Source organism: Streptomyces sp. V4I2 (assembly GCF_030817655.1).
GTDB classification, from domain to species: domain Bacteria; phylum Actinomycetota; class Actinomycetes; order Streptomycetales; family Streptomycetaceae; genus Streptomyces; species Streptomyces plumbiresistens.
Map to the genome: position 1 here is coordinate 1171690 of NZ_JAUSZM010000003.1, position 17894 is coordinate 1189583.

Sequence of the window (17894 nt, forward strand, 5' to 3'; positions counted from 1 at the left end):
AAGCGACTTCACCGTAGCCCTTCGGTGACTCACATCACAACGTTCAGCCGCCCAGCCGGAGCCCCGCCAGCCAGACATCGGGGGTGCCGGGTCCGTCGTACGGGCCGGGGTCGGCGGGTGCCTGGGGCCGGTCGGCCCGGCGGCCGGGGAGCAGCGGGGCGAGGAGCTGCCGGATCCTACGGGTGCGAGGCGGTCGTACGGGGGCGGTCATCGGAACCTCCGGTAGCCGGTGTGAGCAGGTCACCCCACCGACGAACGGCTCCTACGCGGATCGACACTCCGCGAGCCGCCGCTCCAGGAACCTCCTCTCGGCGTCGTTCTCCACGAGCTCCAGTGCCCGCTCGTAGGCCTCGGCGGCCTCCCCCTGGCGCCCGGCGCGGCGCAGCAGGTCGGCTCGGGTGGCGGGGAGCAGGTGGTAGTCGGCCAGTTCGCCCTCGCGTTCCAGCCCGGCCACCAGCGCGAGGCCTGCCTCCGGTCCCTCGGCCATGCCGACGGCGAACGCACGGTTGAGGCGGATCACCGCCGACGGCACGAACCGTTCCAGTTCGCCGTACAGCCCCGCGATGTCGGCCCAGTCGGTGTCCGCCGCCGTGGGAGCGGTGGTGTGGCAGGCGGCGATGGCGGCCTGGATCTGGTACGGGCCGGGGCGGCCGCGCCGCAGGGTGGTCTCCAGCAGGGCCGCGCCCTCCTCGGCCTCCGCCCGGTTCCACGCCGTACGGTCCTGGTCCTCGAGGCTCACCGGATCGCCGGCCGCGTCCACCCGCGTGGCCCGGCGGGCGTCGTGCAGCAGCAGGAGCGCGAGCAGGCCGAGCACCTCGGGCTCGTCCGGCATGAGCCGGGCCAGGACACGGGCCAGCCGGATCGCCTCGGCGCACAGGTCGGCACGGACCCGATCGGCGCCGGACGTGGCCGCGTACCCCTCGTTGAACAGGAGGTAGAGCACGCCGAGCACGCAGGTCGTGCGTTCGGGCAGGAGATGGGCGGGCGGCACCCGGTACGGAATGCCGGCGTTGCGGATCTTCCGCTTGGCCCGCACCAGCCGCTGCGCCATGGTCGCCTCGGGGACGAGGAAGGCGTGCGCGATCTCCGGTGTGGTGAGTCCGGCGAGCGTGCGCAGGGTCAGCGCGACCCGGGCCTCGATGGGCAGCGCCGGGTGGCAGCAGGTGAAGATCAGCCGCAGCCGGTCGTCCTCCACTCCGCTGTCGTGGCCTTCGACGTCGTACGACGGTTCGTTCCGCGCCGACACCGCCACCTCCCTCAGTTTCTCCGCTCCCACCGCCTCGCGGCGCAGCAGGTCCAGGGCGCGGTTGCGGGCGGTCGTGGTCAGCCAGGCGCCGGGGCGGCGCGGTACGCCGTCGCGCCGCCACCGGTCGAGGGCCTGGGCGAAGGCGTCCTGTGCGCACTCCTGGGCGAGGTCCCAGTCGCCGGTCACCCGGATCAGGGTGGCAAGGATCTGGCCCCATTCCTCGCGGAAGGCGGCGGCGACGGCTGCCTCGACGCCGCCCGCCCCGGAGATCCCGTTCACTCCCAGACCGGCCGCACCTCCACCGGACCGCCGCCGACGAGGGCGGAGTGCTGTGCGGCGAGCGCGATCGCCTCGTCCAGGTCGCCCGCCTCGACCAGGTCGACCGCGGCCACGTACTCCTCACCCCCGGTGAACGGCCCGTCGCTGAGCAGGACTTCGTCGCCCCGGACGCGCACCGTGGTCGCGTCGTCCGGCGGGCGCAGGCGCACGGTGGTCCCCTTGCCGGGCCGCGTGTCCTCGTCACTCGCCGGCAGACAGACGAACAGCAGGTACTTCACGGCCGTCCTTCGAGCGCCGCCGACACGTGCTCGTGGACGATCACCCAGCGCGGCCCGATGTTGCGGTAGCCGGTGGTCACGCGCATCACCTCGTCCAGTGGATCGCCGTCCCTACGGGTGGCGCGCATCCGGAGAAGAGCGTGACCGAAGGCGATGCTCTCGTCGACGTGGACGCGGAACTCCAGCACCTCGCGGGTCACGGGCCCGGTGACGGACGCGAACATGGCGTCCACCGCCTTACGGAGGGCGTCAATGCCGTGCTGCTCGTGGCCGGTGGCGCGAGCGAACGTCTCGGCGTCCGGCGCGTAGCAGGCCAGCAGACGGTCGACGTCATGCTCGGCGGCCGCCGCGGTCAGTTCGGCGTCGAGGCGGCGGATCTCTCCCTCGGCGTCCTCGTCCTCCCAGAACGGGCGGACCTCCATGGCCCCGATGGCCGCCACCGGATGCCTGGCGGCGGCCTCGACGGCCTCCTGAAGGCTGTCGCACTCCAGGACGTCGAATCCGGCGACGTACTCCTTCGTCTCCGCGAACGGCCCGTCGGTGCGCAGCACCTCACCGTCACGCACCCGGACGGTGACGGCGTCGGAGGGCAGGGCCAGCCGGTGGCCGTGCAGTCGTACGCCGCGGTCGCCGAGCTCCTCGACCCAGGGCTCGACGGGCGTCATGCCCGAGGCGTCAGCGGTGTCGTCGCCGCAGACGAGCAGCATGTACTTCATGGGTCCTCCCGGTCATCAAGAGCTTCCTACACCCCACCGACGAACGGGACCCGGCCGAATCGACATGCCGTTGGCGACAACATGCCATGAGAGTTGGTTGGATACCGTCATGACCACCGACGAGCACGCGCGGCTGATGCGGGTCAACCAGGCGAACTGGGACGCCCGTACCCCCGTCCACCTCGCCAGCCGGTTCTACGGGCTCGACCAGGACCTCGACCCCGAGCGCTGGTTCGCCGCCTTCGAGTGGGACGACCTCGGCGAGCTCACCGGCCGGGACGTGCTCCATCTGCAGTGCCACCTCGGCACCGAGACGCTCGCCTTCGCCCGGCGCGGGGCCCGGGCCGTCGGTCTCGACTTCTCCGAGGCGTCCGTGACGGCGGCGAACGACATCGCGGCGAAGGCGGAGCTCGACGTCGGCTACGTGTGCGCGAACGTGTACGACGCCGTCGAGGCCCTGGAGGGACGGCAGTTCGACGTCGTCTACACCGGCAAGGGCGCCCTGTGCTACCTGCCCGACCTTGAGCGCTGGGCGGGTGTGGTGGCCCAACTCCTGCGCCCGGGCGGCCGTTTGTACATCGTGGAGTTCCATCCACTGCTCAACTCGCTGGGCCCCAAGCCGGCTCCCGGCGAGGGCCCCGAGCTGCTGCTGCGTCACGACTACCTGGGCGGCGACGGCCCCGTCCACCGGGACGCGACCCACACCTACACCGACGGTCCGGCCGTCGAGGGCGCCACCGACAGCTACGAGTGGATGCACGGAATAGGAGAGGTCATCGGTGCGTTGACGGGGGTGGGGCTGACCGTCCGGCGTCTTCGGGAGAGCGACGAGCTGCCCTGGCAGCGCTGGCCGCGGATGGTCCGTACGCCGTCCGGATGGTGGCGGCTCCCCGAGCCGCGTATCCCCCTTCTTTACGGACTGCTGGCCGAGCGCTGAGTCCGAATCACAGACGTGAGCGCGCATCGCGTGGTACGTTACGGCTAGCACTTGTGTACGCCCCGTTCCGGGGGCGCCGGTGCCAGTTCCTCTTCAACCAGCCTGATCCGCCCCTCCTTCTCACGGTCGGCGCGGACGGCTTCCCAGCACCACCTCGTCGAGGGCTTCTTCCGCCCTACCCGAGGTGTTGTTCCCGCCGCCGAGGCGTGTTCTTCGCTCCGCCTCCTCTTGCGGCTTCTCCCCTTCCTTGTTCCGCATCCCGAATGCCGAATGCACTTCCGTCCTTGAAAGGACCACCCCTGATGACCACCACACTCGAACACACCCCTGTCCAGCAGCAGGCCCCGGCCCGGGGTCGCCACCGGCGTCCTCGACATCGACGCGCACGGGAAGGGGCATCTGCGCCCCCTGGACCTCCTGCCCTCGCCCACCGACCTCCAGGTCCCTCCCCAGCTGATCCGCAAGTACGGCCTGCGCAAGGGAGACCTCGTCGACGGCGTACGCGGCACCCAGCGCGCGCTCACTGAGGTCGCCCGGATCAACGGGCGCACCGCCGAGCAGCAGCGCAGCCGTCGCCACTTCCGCGACCTGACGCCGCTGCACCCGCAGGAGCGGCTGCGCCTCGAACACCCGGCGGCCGGGCTCACCGGCCGCGTCACCGACCTGATCGCCCCCGTCGGCAAGGGACAGCGCGGGCTCATCGTGGCCCCGCCCAAGACCGGCAAGACCGTCCTCCTCCAGCAGATCGCGGCCGCCGTCGCCGGCAACCACCCCGAGGCCCGGCTGATGGTCGTCCTGCTCGACGAACGCCCCGAGGAGGTCACCGACATGCGGCGCTCCGTGCGCGGGGAGGTGTACGCCTCGACCTTCGACAAGGCGCCCAAGCAGCACATCGCCCTCGCCGAACTCGTCATCGAGCGGGCCCAGCGGCTCGTCGAGGCGGGCGAGGACGTCGTCATCCTGCTCGACTCCCTGACCCGGCTGTGCCGGGCCCACAACAACGCGGCCGCCGCCGGTGGCCGCACCCTCAGCGGCGGCGTCGACGCGACCGCGCTGATCGGCCCCAAGCGGTTCTTCGGCGCCGCCCGGCTGGCCGAGGAGGGCGGCTCGCTCACCATCCTCGCCACCGCCCTGGTGGAGACCGGCTCCCGCGCCGACGACTTCTACTTCGAGGAGCTCAAGAGCACCGGCAACATGGAGCTGCGCCTGAGCCGCGACCTCGCGAGCCGCCGCGTCTTCCCGGCCGTCGAGATCAATCCCTCCGGCACCCGCCGCGAGGAACTCCTGCTTCCCGCCGCCGAGTTGACCGCCGTACGCGGTCTGCGCCGCGCCCTCCAGACCCGCGACGGCCAGCCCAGCACGGAAACCCTGCTGGAGCGGATGCGCGAAACCCCGGACAACGCGACCTTCCTGCGGCGCATCGTGCCGACGCTGCCCGTCGGCTGACACCCCGCCGGCTGACGCACCACGCCGGCCGAGAGCCGTACCGACCGGCGGTCCATCCCGGAATCGCCCGCCTCACGTGTGGCATCCGGGTGCTCGCAGCCCCCTCTCGGCCAGGGCAGCGCCGTGCGGGACCGGACCCGTTCCTACGTTTGCGGTATGACGATCAGATTGGCTTCCCGGGCTGTTGCGTCAACCTGCGCGATCTGCGCGGCGGGCCTGCTCGCGCTCGTGCCGGCCGCTGCGGCGGCCCGTGCCGGGGCGGAGCCCGGTACGCCCGGTGCATCCGGTGCACCCGGTGGGCCGCGGACGGCGGCGCCGCATCCCTCCCTGCTGTACCGCCCCGGCACGCAGGTCCGGCCGCGGGCCGGGGCTCCCAAGGTTCCGAAGGTCTCCGCGAAGTCGTGGCTGGTGGCCGACGCCGGCAGCGGTGAGGTCCTCGCCGCGCACCACGCGCACCGGAAGCTCCCGCCGGCCAGCACGCTCAAGACCCTGTTCGCCCTCACCGCGCTGCCGGTCCTCCCGGGCGGCATCCGGCACACGGTCCGGGAGAGGGAACTGAGAGGCATCGGGTCCGGCAGCAGCCGGGTCGGGGTCGCCGAGGGGCGCACGTACCGGGTCGCCGACCTGTGGCGCGGGGTGTTCCTCAACTCGGGCAACGACGCCGTGCGCGTGCTGGCCGAGCTGAGCGGCGGCTGGCGTTCCACGGCCGCGCGCATGCAGGCCAAGGCCCGCTCCCTCGGTGCCCGCGACACGCGCGTGCTGTCTCCCGACGGGTACGACACGCCGGGGCAGGTGTCGTCCGCGTACGACCTCGCCGTGTTCGGGCGGGCGGGGCTGCGCAACGCGGACTTCGCGCAGTACTGCGGCACGGTCGAGGCACGTTTCCCGGGCGGCGGCGGATGGTCGTACAAGATCCGGAACACCAATCGGCTGCTGTCGGGCGAGAACGGCGTGAAGCCCTACCCGGGGCTGGTCGGCATCAAGAACGGCTACACCAGCAAGGCCGGCCACACGCTCGTGGCCGCCGCCCGCCGGGGCGGGCGCACGCTCGTCGTGACGGTGATGAACCCTCAGGCGGGTGGCAGTTTCGCCGTGTACGAGGAGGCCCGCGAGCTGCTCGACTGGGGTTTCGACGCGGACGGGCGGGTCGATCCGGTGGGCTCGCTGGACGCGCCGCGGGTCACGTCACAACCGGGGCCCGCCACGCTGCCCGCGGCCGTGGCCGAAACGCCGCCGGCCGAGGGCGGCGGGGCCGACTGGTCGAAGACGGGCGCGATCACCGGCGCCGCCGGGCTGGGTGCCGGTGCCATGGCACTCGTGCTGCGGCTCAAGGGCCGTGGAGCGGCACGGAGTTGACCGACCGGCAGCCACACCAGCAGGCCGAGCGTGATCCACGTGTACGTGTTGCTGCCGAGGAAACCGTCGACGCCGGACGCGTCGTCGAACCACAGCCACACCACGCTCGTGCACAGCACCGCGTACAGGGCGCCCGCGAGCCGCGGGTGCCCGGCGCGGACCAGCACGGCGAAGGACGGCAGCAGCCAGACCAGGTGATGCACCCAGGTGATCGGGCTGACGAGGCAGGCGGCCAGGCCGGTGAGGGCGAACGCGGTCGTCCACTCCCCCGCGGCCACCGCCCGGCGGGCGCGGACCGCCCACACGCACAGCACCAGCAGCACCGCCCCCGCCCACACCGCGCGGTCCGGTTCGCCCAGCCTGGCCAGGATCCCCTGCAGTGACTGGTTGGAGACGTAGTCCAGACGGCCCACCCGGGTCGTGTCCCACAGCGCCTCGGTCCAGTAGAAGCGTGAGGCGTCGGGCGCCACGCAGGCCGCGAACGCCGTCGCCGCCGCGGTGACGGCCGAGGCGACCGCCGCGGCCCGCCGGCGCCGGGCGAGCAGCAGCAGGCCGATGAAGATCAACGGAGTGAGCTTCACCGCCGAGGCGAGACCGATCCCCACCCCCGCCCAGCGGCCTGGGCCGGTGGCGAGCAGCCGGGCGTCGGCGAGCACCAGGGCCAGCAGCAGGATGTTCACCTGGCCGAAGCTGAACGTGTCACGGAGCGGTTCGAACAGCGCGAGCGCGCAGACGCCCAGGGCACAGCCGTACCAGCCGTAGCGCCGCCAGTCCGCTCCGACGAGGATGCGCAGGACCACCGCCAGGGCGGCCAGATTGAGCAGCAGGGCGGCGGCGATCGCGGCGCGCAGCGGGAGCAGCGCCATCGGCAGCATGGCGACCGCCGCGAACGGCGGATAGGTGAAGCCGTACGGCGTGCCGGGCACCCGGTAGTCGTAGAGCCGTCCGCCGTGGTGGACCCAGCTGTCCACGGCTCCGTGGTAGACGCGCAGGTCGAACCAGTCGCGCAGCAGCGGCACGGTCGCCGTGAAGGCGGTGACGGCGGCGGCGAGGGCGAGCACGAGCAGCAGTCGGCCGCGGTCGGTGCGGGGGCGAGGGCGGGGCAGTCTCATGCCGTACGTCCCGACGCCGGGGCCAGCTCCGCCTGGTGGGCCTGCCACAGGACGACCACGGCGAGTACGCCGCCCGAGACGGCCAGGACCAGCTGCCCGGCGTCCGCGGCACCGCCGCTCGGCAGGGCGGCGAGCGCGAGCACCCCGGTCACGGCCGCCACCCGGTGCCGTATCGACGTGCTGGGCGCGGCGGCGGCGATGAGGAACAGCCCCCACAGGGCGTACCAGGGACGGATCGCCGGGCCGAGCGCGGCCACCGCCAGCAGGCTCAGGCCGAGCGCGTACACGGGACGCAGACGCAGCCGCAGCCATATGGCGAGGACGGCGACCACCGCGGCCACGATGCCCAGGGTGTGCCACACCGGTACGGCCAGCGGTGCCAGGTCGCTGCCCAGCCGCTCCAGAACGGCGCGAGTCGCGCGGCCGAGGAGGCTGGTGAGGGCCCAGTTCTGCGGGGAGGCGGGGGTGTTGAGGGCGCTTATCCAGCCGTATCCGGTCCCGGCGGCCGCCGTCGCGGCGGCCGTGGTGGCCGCGGTCGCGACGACGGTCGTCACCACGGCCCGCGCCGGGCTCCGGCCCGCGCGCACCTGGAGCACGACGACCGCCGCGAGCCCGAGCACGGCGGGTGCCTTGACCAGGGCGGCGAGTGTGACGAGCACGGCGCCCAGGACCGGCCACCGGCCCAGCGCCGCGACCAGGCCGAGGCCCAGCAGGCCGAGCATGATGGCGTCGTTGTGGGCGCCCGCGACCAGGTGCAGCAGGACCAGCGGGTTGAGGGCGCCGAGCCAGAGCGCGGCCGACGGATCGGCACCGCTGTGCCGGGCGAGGCGGGGCAGCGCGGCCGCCATCAGGCCGACGCCGAGCAGGGCGACGAGGCGCATGCCGACGAGGCCGGCCGGGAGTTCGCCCCGGGTCAGCCCGGACAGCGCGGAGGCGAGGCCGAGGAAGACCGGGCCGTACGGCGCTCCGGTGTGCCGCCACAGCGGGGAGACCTCGTCCGCGAGCGGCCCGCCGAGCTGCGCGGGGCCGTGTGCGTAGACGTCGATGTGCGCATCCACCATGGCGCCCTGCGCCAGGTAGCTGTACACGTCACGACTGAACAGCGGCGGCGCGACCAGCAGAGGGACCGCCCAGACCGCGAGCACCACCATCAGCGCGCGCGGGCTCGGCGGCTCGGAGCCGCGGACCAGCCGTCCCAGCAGGGCCCAGGCGGCGATCAGCAGGACGAGGCCGAAGTACACGCCCACCAGGCCGAGAGCGGCATGGACGGAGGACGGGGAGAGCAGTTCCCGCACCGGCAGGGCGCCTGCGGTCTCGCCTCCTGCCGCGAGACAGGCGGTTCCGGCCAGACCGAGCACCTGGCAGCGGCGGAGATCGACGGGGAAAACCATGGCCAACACTCGGGAAGCGTGTCACCGCCGGATGGCCGGAAAACGACGCGTGACTCTCCTGGCGGCGGACTGCGTGTGACCGGCGTGTGCTCCCGCGGAACCGATGAATTCCGCACGGCCCGCCGGTCTACCTGGTACCCGATTCCCACAGACCGGACGTGATGACCATGCCGAGCAACGCCGCCTACGCCGAGGTCGACGGCCTCACCATGTACTACGAGGCGCACGGCACCGCCCGCGACACCGGGCGCCCCCTGGTGCTGCTGCACGGCGGTGTCCTCACGGTCGGCCTCGCCTTCGGGGCCGTGCTGCCCGCCCTGTCCGCCGCCCGGCACATCGTGGCTCCCGAACTCCAGGGCCACGGACACACCGCCGACATCGACCGTGCGATCACGGTGCCGAACCTGGCCGGTGACGTGGTGGCCCTGCTGGACGAACTCGGCATCGAGCAGGCCGACTTCCTCGGCTTCAGCCTCGGCGGACTGACCGCCCTGGAGGTCGCCGTGCGCCATCCCGAGCGCGTCGGACGGCTGGTGCTCGCCTCCACCCAGTACGCCCAGGACGGGTACCACGAGGAGATCCTCGACCCCGCCGCCGGCTCGCCGCTGCTGCCGACCGAGGCCGACTTCAAGGAGATGGCCGACGCCTACGCGGCGGTCGCGCCCCGACCGGAGCACTTCGCGGACTTCATCGCCAAGTGCTCGGTCGCCGCGCACGGCCCGCTGCCCTGGACCGCCGACGACCTGCGGGCACTGGCCGCGCCCACCCTGCTGGTCATCGGCGACACGGACTTCGTCCGCGTGGAGCACGCCGCCGAGATGCAGCGGCTGATCCCCGGTGCCCGGCTGGCCGTCCTGCCCGACACCACGCACATGGCCCTCATGGGGCGGACGTCCCTGCTGCTGCCGATGCTGGAGGAGTTCCTCGGCTGAGCCGCCCGCTCGGAACGCTCGGCATGCTCGGAACGCTCGGAACGCTCGGAACGCTCGGAACGCTCAGAACACAGACACCCCGGTCAGCGTGGTGAAGCGGTCGAGGGCCGCCATTCCCGACACCGAGTTCCCCCGCTCGTCCAGCCCCGGACCCCACACGCACAACGTGCACCGCCCCGGCACCACGGCGATGATGCCGCCGCCCACGCCGCTCTTGCCGGGCAGGCCCACCCGGTAGGCGAACTCGCCCGCCGCGTCGTACGTCCCGCACGTCAGCATCACCGCGTTGACCTGCTTGGCCTGGCTCTGGGTGAGCAGGCGGGTGCCGTCGGCGCGGATGCCGTGCCGGGCCAGGAAGGTGGTGGCGAGGGCGAGGTCGGCGCAGGAGGCGGTGACCGAGCACTGGCGGAAGTACTGGTCGAGCAGGACCGGGACAGGGTTGTCGATGTTGCCGTACGACGCCATGAAGTGGGCGAGGGCGGCGTTGCGGTCGCCGTGGGCGGCCTCGGAGGCGGCGACCTCCTTGTCGAAGTCCAGCGTGGGGTTGCCGGACTCCGAGCGCAGGAAGGTCAGCAGTTCCCCGGCCGCGTCTCCGGTACGGGTCTGGAGGCGGTCGGTGACGACGAGCGCGCCCGCGTTGATGAACGGGTTGCGCGGGATGCCGTTCTCGTACTCCAGCTGGATGAGCGAGTTGAAGGGGTTGCCGGAGGGCTCGCGGCCCACGTGCTCCCAGAGTTCGTCGCCCTCGCGGGCCAGGTCGAGGGCGAGGGTGAAGACCTTGGTGATGGACTGCGTGGAGAACGGCTCGCGCCAGTCCCCGACTCCGTACACCGTGCCGTCCAGCTCCGCGACGGCCATGCCGAAGCTGCGCGGATCGCAGGCCGCCAGCGCCGGGATGTAGTCGGCGGGCCGGCCGCGGCCGGGCGTGCGGCCGATCTCGTCGGTGATGCGTTCCAGGACCGGCTGGAAGGTCATGGCGGAAGTCATGATCGCTATTGTGCCTCCGGTCCGGTCCTGGTGCGCGTCCGCGGCTCAGGCCAGGGGTGAGCCGGTGCCCGCGACGATCTCCGGCCGCAGCAGGTCGGCGAGGGTGTCCGCGGGCAACAGGCCCTTCTCCAGGACGAGTTCGGCCACGCCCCGGCCGGTGACGAGGGCCTCCTTGGCGATGTCGGTGGCCGCCGTGTAGCCGATGTACGGGTTGAGGGCGGTGACCAGGCCGATGGAGTTCTCCACGCTCGCGCGCAGCGCCTCGGTGTTGGCGGTGATGCCGTCGACGCAGCGTTCGGCGAGGGTGAGGCAGGCGGCCCTGAGGTGGGTGATGGACTCCGACAGGGAGTGCAGGATGATCGGCTCGAAGGCGTTGAGCTGGAGCTGTCCGGCCTCGGCAGCCATGGTGATGGTGACGTCGTTGCCGATCACCTCGAAGGCGACCTGGTTGACGACCTCGGGGATCACCGGGTTGACCTTGCCGGGCATGATGCTCGAACCGGCCTGCACCGGCGGCAGGTTGATCTCACCGAGGCCCGCGCGCGGCCCGGAGGACAGCAGCCGCAGGTCGTTGCAGCTCTTCGACAGCTTGACGGCGATCCGCTTGAGCACGCCGGACATCTGGACGAATGCACCGCAGTCCTGGGTAGCTTCGACCAGGTTGGCGGCGGTGACCAGCGGCAGACCGGTGATTTCGGCGAGATGGCGGCGGGCCGACTCGGCGTATCCGGCGGGGGCGTTGAGGCCGGTGCCGATGGCCGTGGCGCCCAGGTTGATCTCATGGATCAACTCGACTGCCTCGGCGAGACGGCTGCGGTCCTCGTCCATCATGACGGCGTATGCGGAGAACTCCTGACCCAGCGTCATGGGCACCGCGTCCTGCAACTGTGTACGGCCCATCTTGAGGACCTCGCGGAACTCGACGGCCTTGCGGGCGTAGGCGTCCTGCAGCACGGACATCGCCTCGAGCAGTCCACGTACCGCGAATACCGTCGCGATCTTGACGGCGGTCGGGTAGACGTCATTGGTGGACTGGCCGAGGTTGACGTCCTCGTTGGGGTGCAGGTGGCGGTACTCCCCCTTGGCGTACCCGAGCAGTTCCAAGGCCCGGTTCGCGACGACCTCGTTGGCGTTCATGTTCGTCGAGGTGCCGGCGCCGCCCTGGATGACGTCGACGACGAACTGGTCGTGCAGCTTGCCGTCACGGATCTCCCGGCACGCCTCGACGATCGCGGCGGCCTTCCTCGGCTCCAGCAGCCCGAGCTCCTCGTTGGCGAGGGCGGCGGCCTCCTTGACGGCGGCGAGGGCGTCGATCAGGTGCGGGTAGGCGGAGATGGTCATGCCCGTGATGGGGAAGTTCTCCGTGGCGCGCAGAGTGTGGACGCCCCAGTACGCGTCGACGGGGATGTCGCGGTCGCCGAGGAGGTCGTGCTCGGTGCGGGTGGCGGCGGTGGTCATGAGGGTAGAGATCCTCTTTCCAAGGGGTGAGGGTAAGCGCCCCGAGAGGGGCGCGGGGAACTGCGCGAGCAGCCACGTTCGGCCCGCAGATCCATGGCGGCCCGTCCGGCGAAGCGCTACGCGCAGGCCGACAAAGGGACCGGGTCCAGCGCCCGCACCGGCCGTACGCAGCCGACCGGTTCGCCTCCCCCGAGCACCGGCTCCCCCGCGAACTCCGCGAGCAGCGAGGGATCAACGCCCGCCCGGGCGAGGGCAGCCGCAGCCACCGGAACCCGCGCCCGATTCGCCCCGTCAGCGATCTTCACGGCCACCGCTCTGCCATCGGCCAGCGCAGCGACGTGCACGCCCTCGAAGCCGTCCTTGGCGAGCAGCCCCGGCACGGCCCGCATCTGCGCGGCGACGTCCCGGCCGGACCCGGACGCCATCTCGGCGTGCTCGCGCATCGCGTCGGCGACACGCGCCTCCGGGGTGCCGGACGGGGCCGTGGTGATCCGGGCGGCGGCACGCGCAAGGCCGTGCAGCGAGACGGAGAACAGCGGCGCACCGCAGCCGTCGACGGTCACCTGCGCGATGCGCTGCCCGGTGAGGTCCTCGACGATCTCGGCGATCGCCTGCTGGAGGGGGTGCTCCGGGTCGAGATACCCCTCAAGAGGCCAGTCGTTGAGCACGCACGTGTAAAGCATCGCGGCGTGCTTGCCGGAGCAGTTCTGGGCGAGCCGTGAGGGCATCCTGCCGTCCCGGACCCAGTCGTCCCGGACGACGGGGTCGAAGGGCAGGTCGGGGACGTTGCGCAGGTGGTCCTCGGTGAGTCCGGCGAGCTCCAGGATGCGCCGGGCGCCGGCGAGATGGCGTTCCTCGCCGGAGTGGCTGGCCGCGGCGAGCGAGAGCAGCTCGCCGTCGAGCGGGAGCCCCGCCCGGACCATGGCGACGGCCTGGACGGGCTTGAGGGCCGAGCGGGGGTAGAAGGCGGCCTCGATGTCGCCGAGCTGGAAACGGACGTGGCCGTCGGTGTCGAGGACGACGACGGAGCCGTAGTGGATGCCCTCGACGACCCCGCCGCGTATGAGGTGGGCGACGGGAGCGTGGAGGGGTTCGCGGATCAGGGGTGCGTCCGCAACAGAACTGCTGTACATCACTGCCTGCTTCTCGGGGAGCGGCGCGTGCCTCACGCGTCGGCTCCGGTGGTGGACGTGCGGACGGCACGGCGGCGGATGGCGAACCATCCGACGACCAGCGCCCCGACGATCAGCGGGAGGCACAGCACGGTGGTGCGGCCGGCGCCGCCGTCGGCGTACATGAGGACCAGGACGGAGGCAAGGAAGGCCAGCGTCACGAGTTCGGTCCAGGGGGAGCCCGGCAACCGGTAGCTCGGGCGGGCGAGTTCGCCCTTCTGGGACTTCTGCCAGAACATCAGGTGGCAGATCATGATCATGCCCCAGGTGGCGAGGATGCCGATCGCGGCGAAGTTGAGCACGATCTCGAACGCGTCGGCGGGGACGACGAAGTTGAGGCCGACGCCGAGGACGCAGAAGCCGCTGGTGAGCAGGATGCCGCCGTACGGGACCTTGCTGCGGCTCATCACCGACGTGAACTTGGGCGCGGAGCCGGACATCGCCATGGAGCGCAGGATGCGGCCGGTGGAGTACAGGCCGGAGTTGAGCGAGGACATGGCCGCGGTGAGGACGACCAGGTTCATCACGCCGCCCGCCGCCGGGATGCCGATGTTGGACAGCACGGTCACGAAGGGGCTCTCGCCGGACGTGTACGTGTTCCACGGCAGCAGCATCGACAGCAGGACGACCGAGCCGACGTAGAAGATGCCCACGCGCCACATGATCGAGTTGATCGCCTTCGGCATGATCTTCTCGGGGTTCTCGGTCTCGCCCGCCGTGACGCCGACCAGTTCGACGGAGGCGTAGGCGAAGACGACGCCCTGGATGATCAGGAGCATGGGCAGCAGGCCGTTGGGGAAGACGCCGCCGTGGTCGGTGATCAGGGACGGGCCGGGGGTGGTGCCGTCCACCGGGTGCTGCGTGACCAGCAGGAAGATGCCGATACACATGAAGATGACCAGCGCGCTGACCTTGACGATGGCGAACCAGAACTCCAGTTCGCCGAAGATCTTCACCGAGATCAGGTTCACGGTGAGGACCACGGCGAGCGCGATGAGTGCGATCACCCACTGCGGGACGTCGGAGAACATGCCCCAGTAGTGGGTGTAGGTGGCCACCGCGGTGATGTCGGCGATGCCGGTGGTGGCCCAGTTGAGGAAGTACATCCAGCCCGCGGTGTACGCGCCCTTCTCGCCGAGGAACTCCCGGGCGTACGACACGAAGGCGCCGGAGGACGGGCGGTACAGGACGAGTTCGCCGAGGGCACGGACGACGAGGAAGGCGAAGAGGCCGCAGACCGCGTAGGCGATGAAGAGGGAGGGCCCGGCGTCGGCGAGGCGGCCGCCGGCGCCGAGGAAGAGGCCGGTGCCGATGGCCCCGCCGATGGCGATCATGTTGACGTGCCGGGACTTCAGGGACTTGCTGTAGCCGGCGTCTCCGGCGTCGACGTGTGCGGTGTGTTTGCGGGTCGCCTCTTGGAGGTGCTGCTCGCTCACGCCTCGGGTCCGCCTTCCGTGGGGGTGTCCGTGCGCGGGGAACGCACGATGTCGGTGAGGGTCGTCTCGACGCGGTCGAGGTGGTGGGACATGGCCTCCACCGCGTCGGTCTCGGAACCGTCCATCAGCGCCTCGACGATCGCCCGGTGCTCGCGATTGGACTGTTCGCGCCGGCCGCCCAGTTCGTTGAGGAACGCCGACTGGCGGGCCAGTGCGTCGCGGATCTCCTCGATGACCCGGCGGAAGACCGGGTTCTGGGCGGCCTCGGCCACGCCGAGGTGGAACAGGGTGTCCATCGCGACCCAGGCGGTGGTGTCGGTCTCCCGTTCCATCCGGTCCAGGAGGTGGGCCAGGTGGTCGAGGTTCTCCGGGGTGCGGCGCCGGGCCGCGTACCCGGCGACCGGGATCTCGACGTGGCGGCGCACCTCCAGCAGGTCGCTGGCCGCGTAGTCGCCGAAGGTGGGGTCCTCGACTGAGCTCGCGACCACGAAGGTGCCTTTGCCGGTCTTGGAGACCGTCAGCCCCATGGTCTGCAGGGCCCTGAGTGCCTCGCGCAGCACGGGGCGGGAGACCTCGAGGGTGCGGCACAGCTCCGCCTCGGAGGGGAGCTTGTCGCCGATCGCGTAGTCGCCGCGCTCGATGGCGCCGCGCAGATGCCCGAGCACCGCTTCCATGGCGCTGACGCGCCGCGGGCCCTGACTGGCTGTCTGGCTGTCTGACAGGTTCACGGGAGTGATACTCCGCGGAGCGTGAGGTCTCTGTCAAGGCTGCTGAAACAAGAAATTCACGGGGCGTGAGGCCGGAAAGAGACCTCACACCCCGCCGGGGCGACACCCCCGCCCACGGAAGGTCAGCTGCTCAGCGCACCCGTGCCCAGCAGCCCGAAGAGCACCACACCCACGACGATCCGGTAGATCACGAAGGCGTTGAAGGAGTGCTTGGCGATGAACTTCAGCAGCCAGGCGATGGACGCGTAGGCCACGCCGAACGAGACGAGGGTCCCGACGGCGAGCGGCGCCGCGCCCACGCCGGTCCCCAGGGCGTCCTTGAGTTCGTACAGGCCGGCCCCGGTCAGGGCGGGGATGCCGAGGAAGAACGACAGCCGGGTGGCGGCCACACGGTCGAGGTCCAGGATCAGCGCCGTGGACATGGTGGCACCGGAGCGGGAGAAGCCCGGGAAGAGCAGGGCGAGGATCTGTGAACTGCCCACCAGCATGGCGTCCTTGAACGAGGTGTCGTCCTCCCCGCGCTTGTGCCGGCCCATCTGGTCCGCCGCCCACATCACCCCGCTGCCGACGATCAGCGAGCCCGCCACCACCCACAGCGAGGCGAGCGGTCCTTCGATGAGCGGCTTGGCGGCCAGGCCCACGGCGACGATCGGGACGGTCGCGCAGATCACCCACCAGGCGAACTTGTAGTCGTGGTGGTAGCGCTCCTCCTTGTCGACCAGCCCGCGGCCCCACGCCGAGACGATCCGCACGATGTCCTTGAAGAAGTACACGAACACGGCGGCGATCGCCCCGACCTGGATCACGGCCGAGAACCCGACGACGGAGTCCTCGTCGACGGGGATGCCCATGAGCCCCTCGACGATCTTCAGATGGCCCGTGGAGGAGACGGGCAGGAACTCGGTCACCCCCTCGACGGCTCCGAGGACGACGGCCTGACCGACGCTGATGACGCTCATGGGATCCAGTTCTGCTCAAGGGACACAGGGGGTGGGCTGGGTACGGCGAGCTCCGTCTTACTACACGCAGACGAGAGCCGAGCCGCACACAATCGCGACCCGAGGGCCCTACGCCCACACCGCCTGCGCCACCGCCACGCCCACGAAGGCGGCCCCCAGACCGGCGGCCACGCTGCCGATCGCGTTGACGGCGGCATAGAACCCCGCCCCGGCCTCGGCCAGCCGGAGGGTCTCGTACGAGAAGGTCGAGTACGTCGTCAACGCCCCGCACAGCCCGGTGCCCAGGAGCAGCTGGAGGTGGGAACCGGCGGCTCCCGAGGCGGCCGCGCCGGTCAGCACGCCGAGGATCAGACAGCCGGTGACGTTCACCGCGAAGGTGCCCCAGGGGAAGACCGAGTCGTGCCGGGACTGCACCGCCCGGTCGGTCAGGTAGCGCAACGGGGCGCCGACCATGGCACCCGCGACGACCAGCAGCCAGTTCACAACGAGTTCTTACCCTTCGCGCCCGGATTGCCCTTTTCGTTCTCCCGTCCGACATACCTGATGACCTCGCAGTCGTCGAGGATCACCAGTCCCTCGGTGACGAGTTCGTCGAGCTGCGGCAGGAACGCCCGTACGCGCTCCTCGTCGTCCACGATCACGACGGCCACCGGCAGGTCCTCGCTCAGCGACAGCAGCCGGGAGGTGTGGATCAGGGAGGAGGCGCCGAAGCCCTCGATGCCGCGGAAGACGCTGGCGCCCGCGAGGCCGGCCGCGTGGGCGCGGTGCACGATCTCGCTGTAGAGGGGCTTGTGGTGCCAGGTGTCGTGCTCGCCGACGAAGACGGTGACGCGCAGGGCGTGGCCGGTCAGTCTCGTCATGGCCGCCTCCACTTCAGGACCCGCCGGGTGGCCGCGACCGCGAGCCACACCGCGGTGAGCGCAGCGAGCAGGGTCGCGAAGAGGTACGCCAGCCCGGTGCGGGGATGGCCGGAGTCGACCAGCTTCTGGAAGTCGACCGCGTACGTCGAGAAGGTGGTGAAGCCGCCGAGCACCCCGGTGCCGAAGAAGGGGCGGACGAGCCGGTGGGCGGCCCACACGTCGGTGATGACCACCATGAACACGCCGATGACGGCGCAGCCGACGACATTGGTCCAGAAGGTCGCCCAGGGGAACCCGGCCGGCTGGGCGGGCCACCACAGGGCTGCCGCGTACCGGGCGGTGGCGCCCAGGGCACCGCCGAGCGCGACCACCGCGACGACCGGTGCCTGGCCGCGCCAGGCGGGCTGTCGGGGGGCGGGGACGCGGAGGCTGTCGGTCTCCTGGGCTGTCATGGTCGTGCGTCTCCTACTCGCCGGGGCCCTGGCATGCGGGCGTGCTCCATCGCAAGTAGGGACCGTTGGCGGCACCTGAGCCGCGGTTCGGGTACGGCGGGCCCCACCGCCGCGCCGCGAGGGGATCGCGGCTGGAAAACAGGTTAACC

The 17894-nt window shown here is 71.5% G+C and carries 17 protein-coding genes and 2 pseudogenes; 4 read left to right on the plus strand and 15 right to left on the minus strand.

Annotated elements, in window-relative coordinates:
• Positions 1-43: 43 nt before the first annotated feature.
• From QFZ76_RS06375 to QFZ76_RS06390, 4 genes are read right to left on the minus strand one after another with little or no spacing between them, the layout of a single operon-like run.
• Positions 44-211 (minus strand): hypothetical protein, encoded by a 168-nt coding sequence (locus QFZ76_RS06375; RefSeq protein ID WP_307672778.1) that lies wholly within the window; start codon positions 209-211, stop codon positions 44-46.
• 51 nt (positions 212-262) lie between these two features.
• Positions 263-1525, minus strand: coding sequence for an RNA polymerase sigma factor (locus QFZ76_RS06380; protein WP_307672779.1), 1263 nt, complete (start codon positions 1523-1525; stop codon positions 263-265).
• The gene (locus QFZ76_RS06385) at positions 1522-1803 is read right to left on the minus strand and encodes a YciI family protein (RefSeq protein WP_307672780.1); all 282 of its coding nucleotides are present in this window, start codon (positions 1801-1803) and stop codon (positions 1522-1524) included. Before QFZ76_RS06385 ends, QFZ76_RS06380 begins: the two co-directional genes overlap by 4 nt.
• On the minus strand, positions 1800-2519 hold the full coding sequence (locus QFZ76_RS06390) for a nuclear transport factor 2 family protein (protein ID WP_307672781.1): 720 nt from the start codon (positions 2517-2519) through the stop codon (positions 1800-1802). Before QFZ76_RS06390 ends, QFZ76_RS06385 begins: the two co-directional genes overlap by 4 nt.
• 109 nt (positions 2520-2628) lie before the next feature.
• Between QFZ76_RS06390 and QFZ76_RS06395 the strand changes: the two genes are divergently transcribed.
• From QFZ76_RS06395 to QFZ76_RS06405, 3 genes and pseudogenes are all read left to right on the plus strand, one after another.
• Positions 2629-3456 (plus strand): class I SAM-dependent methyltransferase, encoded by an 828-nt coding sequence (locus QFZ76_RS06395; protein WP_307672782.1) that lies wholly within the window; start codon positions 2629-2631, stop codon positions 3454-3456.
• A 302-nt stretch (positions 3457-3758) separates the two neighbouring features.
• A pseudogene (gene rho, locus QFZ76_RS06400) lies at positions 3759-4902 on the plus strand (transcription termination factor Rho).
• 156 nt (positions 4903-5058) lie between these two features.
• Positions 5059-5913: pseudogene (locus tag QFZ76_RS06405) on the plus strand (D-alanyl-D-alanine carboxypeptidase family protein); the annotation flags it as partial.
• 59 nt (positions 5914-5972) lie between these two features.
• Here the strand turns inward: QFZ76_RS06405 and QFZ76_RS06410 are convergent.
• Together QFZ76_RS06410 and mptB are read right to left on the minus strand one after the other, a co-directional pair.
• Entirely contained in the window at positions 5973-7370 is a 1398-nt protein-coding gene (locus tag QFZ76_RS06410) for a glycosyltransferase 87 family protein (RefSeq protein ID WP_307672783.1), read from the minus strand.
• Positions 7367-8761, minus strand: coding sequence for a polyprenol phosphomannose-dependent alpha 1,6 mannosyltransferase MptB (gene mptB, locus QFZ76_RS06415; RefSeq protein ID WP_307679944.1), 1395 nt, complete (start codon positions 8759-8761; stop codon positions 7367-7369). Before mptB ends, QFZ76_RS06410 begins: the two co-directional genes overlap by 4 nt.
• Positions 8762-8922: 161 nt before the next feature.
• Between mptB and QFZ76_RS06420 the strand changes: the two genes are divergently transcribed.
• Positions 8923-9693: an alpha/beta fold hydrolase gene (locus QFZ76_RS06420; protein ID WP_307672784.1), complete on the plus strand. Its 771-nt coding sequence runs from the start codon at positions 8923-8925 to the stop codon at positions 9691-9693.
• Positions 9694-9756: 63 nt separating this feature from the next.
• On the opposite strand, the gene QFZ76_RS06425 is transcribed toward QFZ76_RS06420, so the two are convergent.
• The 9 genes from QFZ76_RS06425 to crcB (QFZ76_RS06465) all read right to left on the minus strand — a co-directional run bounded on the left by QFZ76_RS06425 (position 9757) and on the right by crcB (QFZ76_RS06465) (position 17745).
• Positions 9757-10680 carry a glutaminase gene (locus QFZ76_RS06425; RefSeq protein ID WP_307672785.1) on the minus strand — a complete coding sequence of 308 codons (924 nt, stop codon included), beginning with the start codon at positions 10678-10680 and terminating at the stop codon, positions 9757-9759.
• Between the two features lie 45 nt (positions 10681-10725).
• Entirely contained in the window at positions 10726-12138 is a 1413-nt protein-coding gene (gene aspA / locus QFZ76_RS06430; RefSeq protein WP_307672786.1) for an aspartate ammonia-lyase, read from the minus strand.
• A gap of 116 nt (positions 12139-12254) precedes the next feature.
• Positions 12255-13271: an asparaginase gene (locus QFZ76_RS06435; protein WP_307679945.1), complete on the minus strand. Its 1017-nt coding sequence runs from the start codon at positions 13269-13271 to the stop codon at positions 12255-12257.
• A 32-nt stretch (positions 13272-13303) separates the two neighbouring features.
• Positions 13304-14746, minus strand: a complete 1443-nt coding sequence (locus QFZ76_RS06440) for an amino acid permease (RefSeq protein ID WP_307672787.1) — start codon at positions 14744-14746, stop codon at positions 13304-13306.
• Positions 14743-15420 (minus strand): FadR/GntR family transcriptional regulator, encoded by a 678-nt coding sequence (locus tag QFZ76_RS06445; protein ID WP_307679946.1) that lies wholly within the window; start codon positions 15418-15420, stop codon positions 14743-14745. The genes QFZ76_RS06440 and QFZ76_RS06445 overlap by 4 nt, the downstream gene beginning before the upstream one ends.
• A gap of 176 nt (positions 15421-15596) precedes the next feature.
• The gene (locus QFZ76_RS06450) at positions 15597-16433 is read right to left on the minus strand and encodes an undecaprenyl-diphosphate phosphatase (RefSeq protein ID WP_307672788.1); all 837 of its coding nucleotides are present in this window, start codon (positions 16431-16433) and stop codon (positions 15597-15599) included.
• A gap of 108 nt (positions 16434-16541) precedes the next feature.
• A complete protein-coding gene (crcB, locus tag QFZ76_RS06455) occupies positions 16542-16916 on the minus strand; it encodes a fluoride efflux transporter CrcB (RefSeq protein WP_307672789.1) in 375 nt (124 codons plus the stop codon).
• On the minus strand, positions 16913-17293 hold the full coding sequence (locus tag QFZ76_RS06460; protein WP_307672790.1) for a DUF190 domain-containing protein: 381 nt from the start codon (positions 17291-17293) through the stop codon (positions 16913-16915). The genes crcB (QFZ76_RS06455) and QFZ76_RS06460 overlap by 4 nt, the downstream gene beginning before the upstream one ends.
• Positions 17290-17745 carry a fluoride efflux transporter CrcB gene (crcB, locus tag QFZ76_RS06465; protein ID WP_307672791.1) on the minus strand — a complete coding sequence of 152 codons (456 nt, stop codon included), beginning with the start codon at positions 17743-17745 and terminating at the stop codon, positions 17290-17292. The genes QFZ76_RS06460 and crcB (QFZ76_RS06465) overlap by 4 nt, the downstream gene beginning before the upstream one ends.
• Positions 17746-17894: the final 149 nt, after the last annotated feature.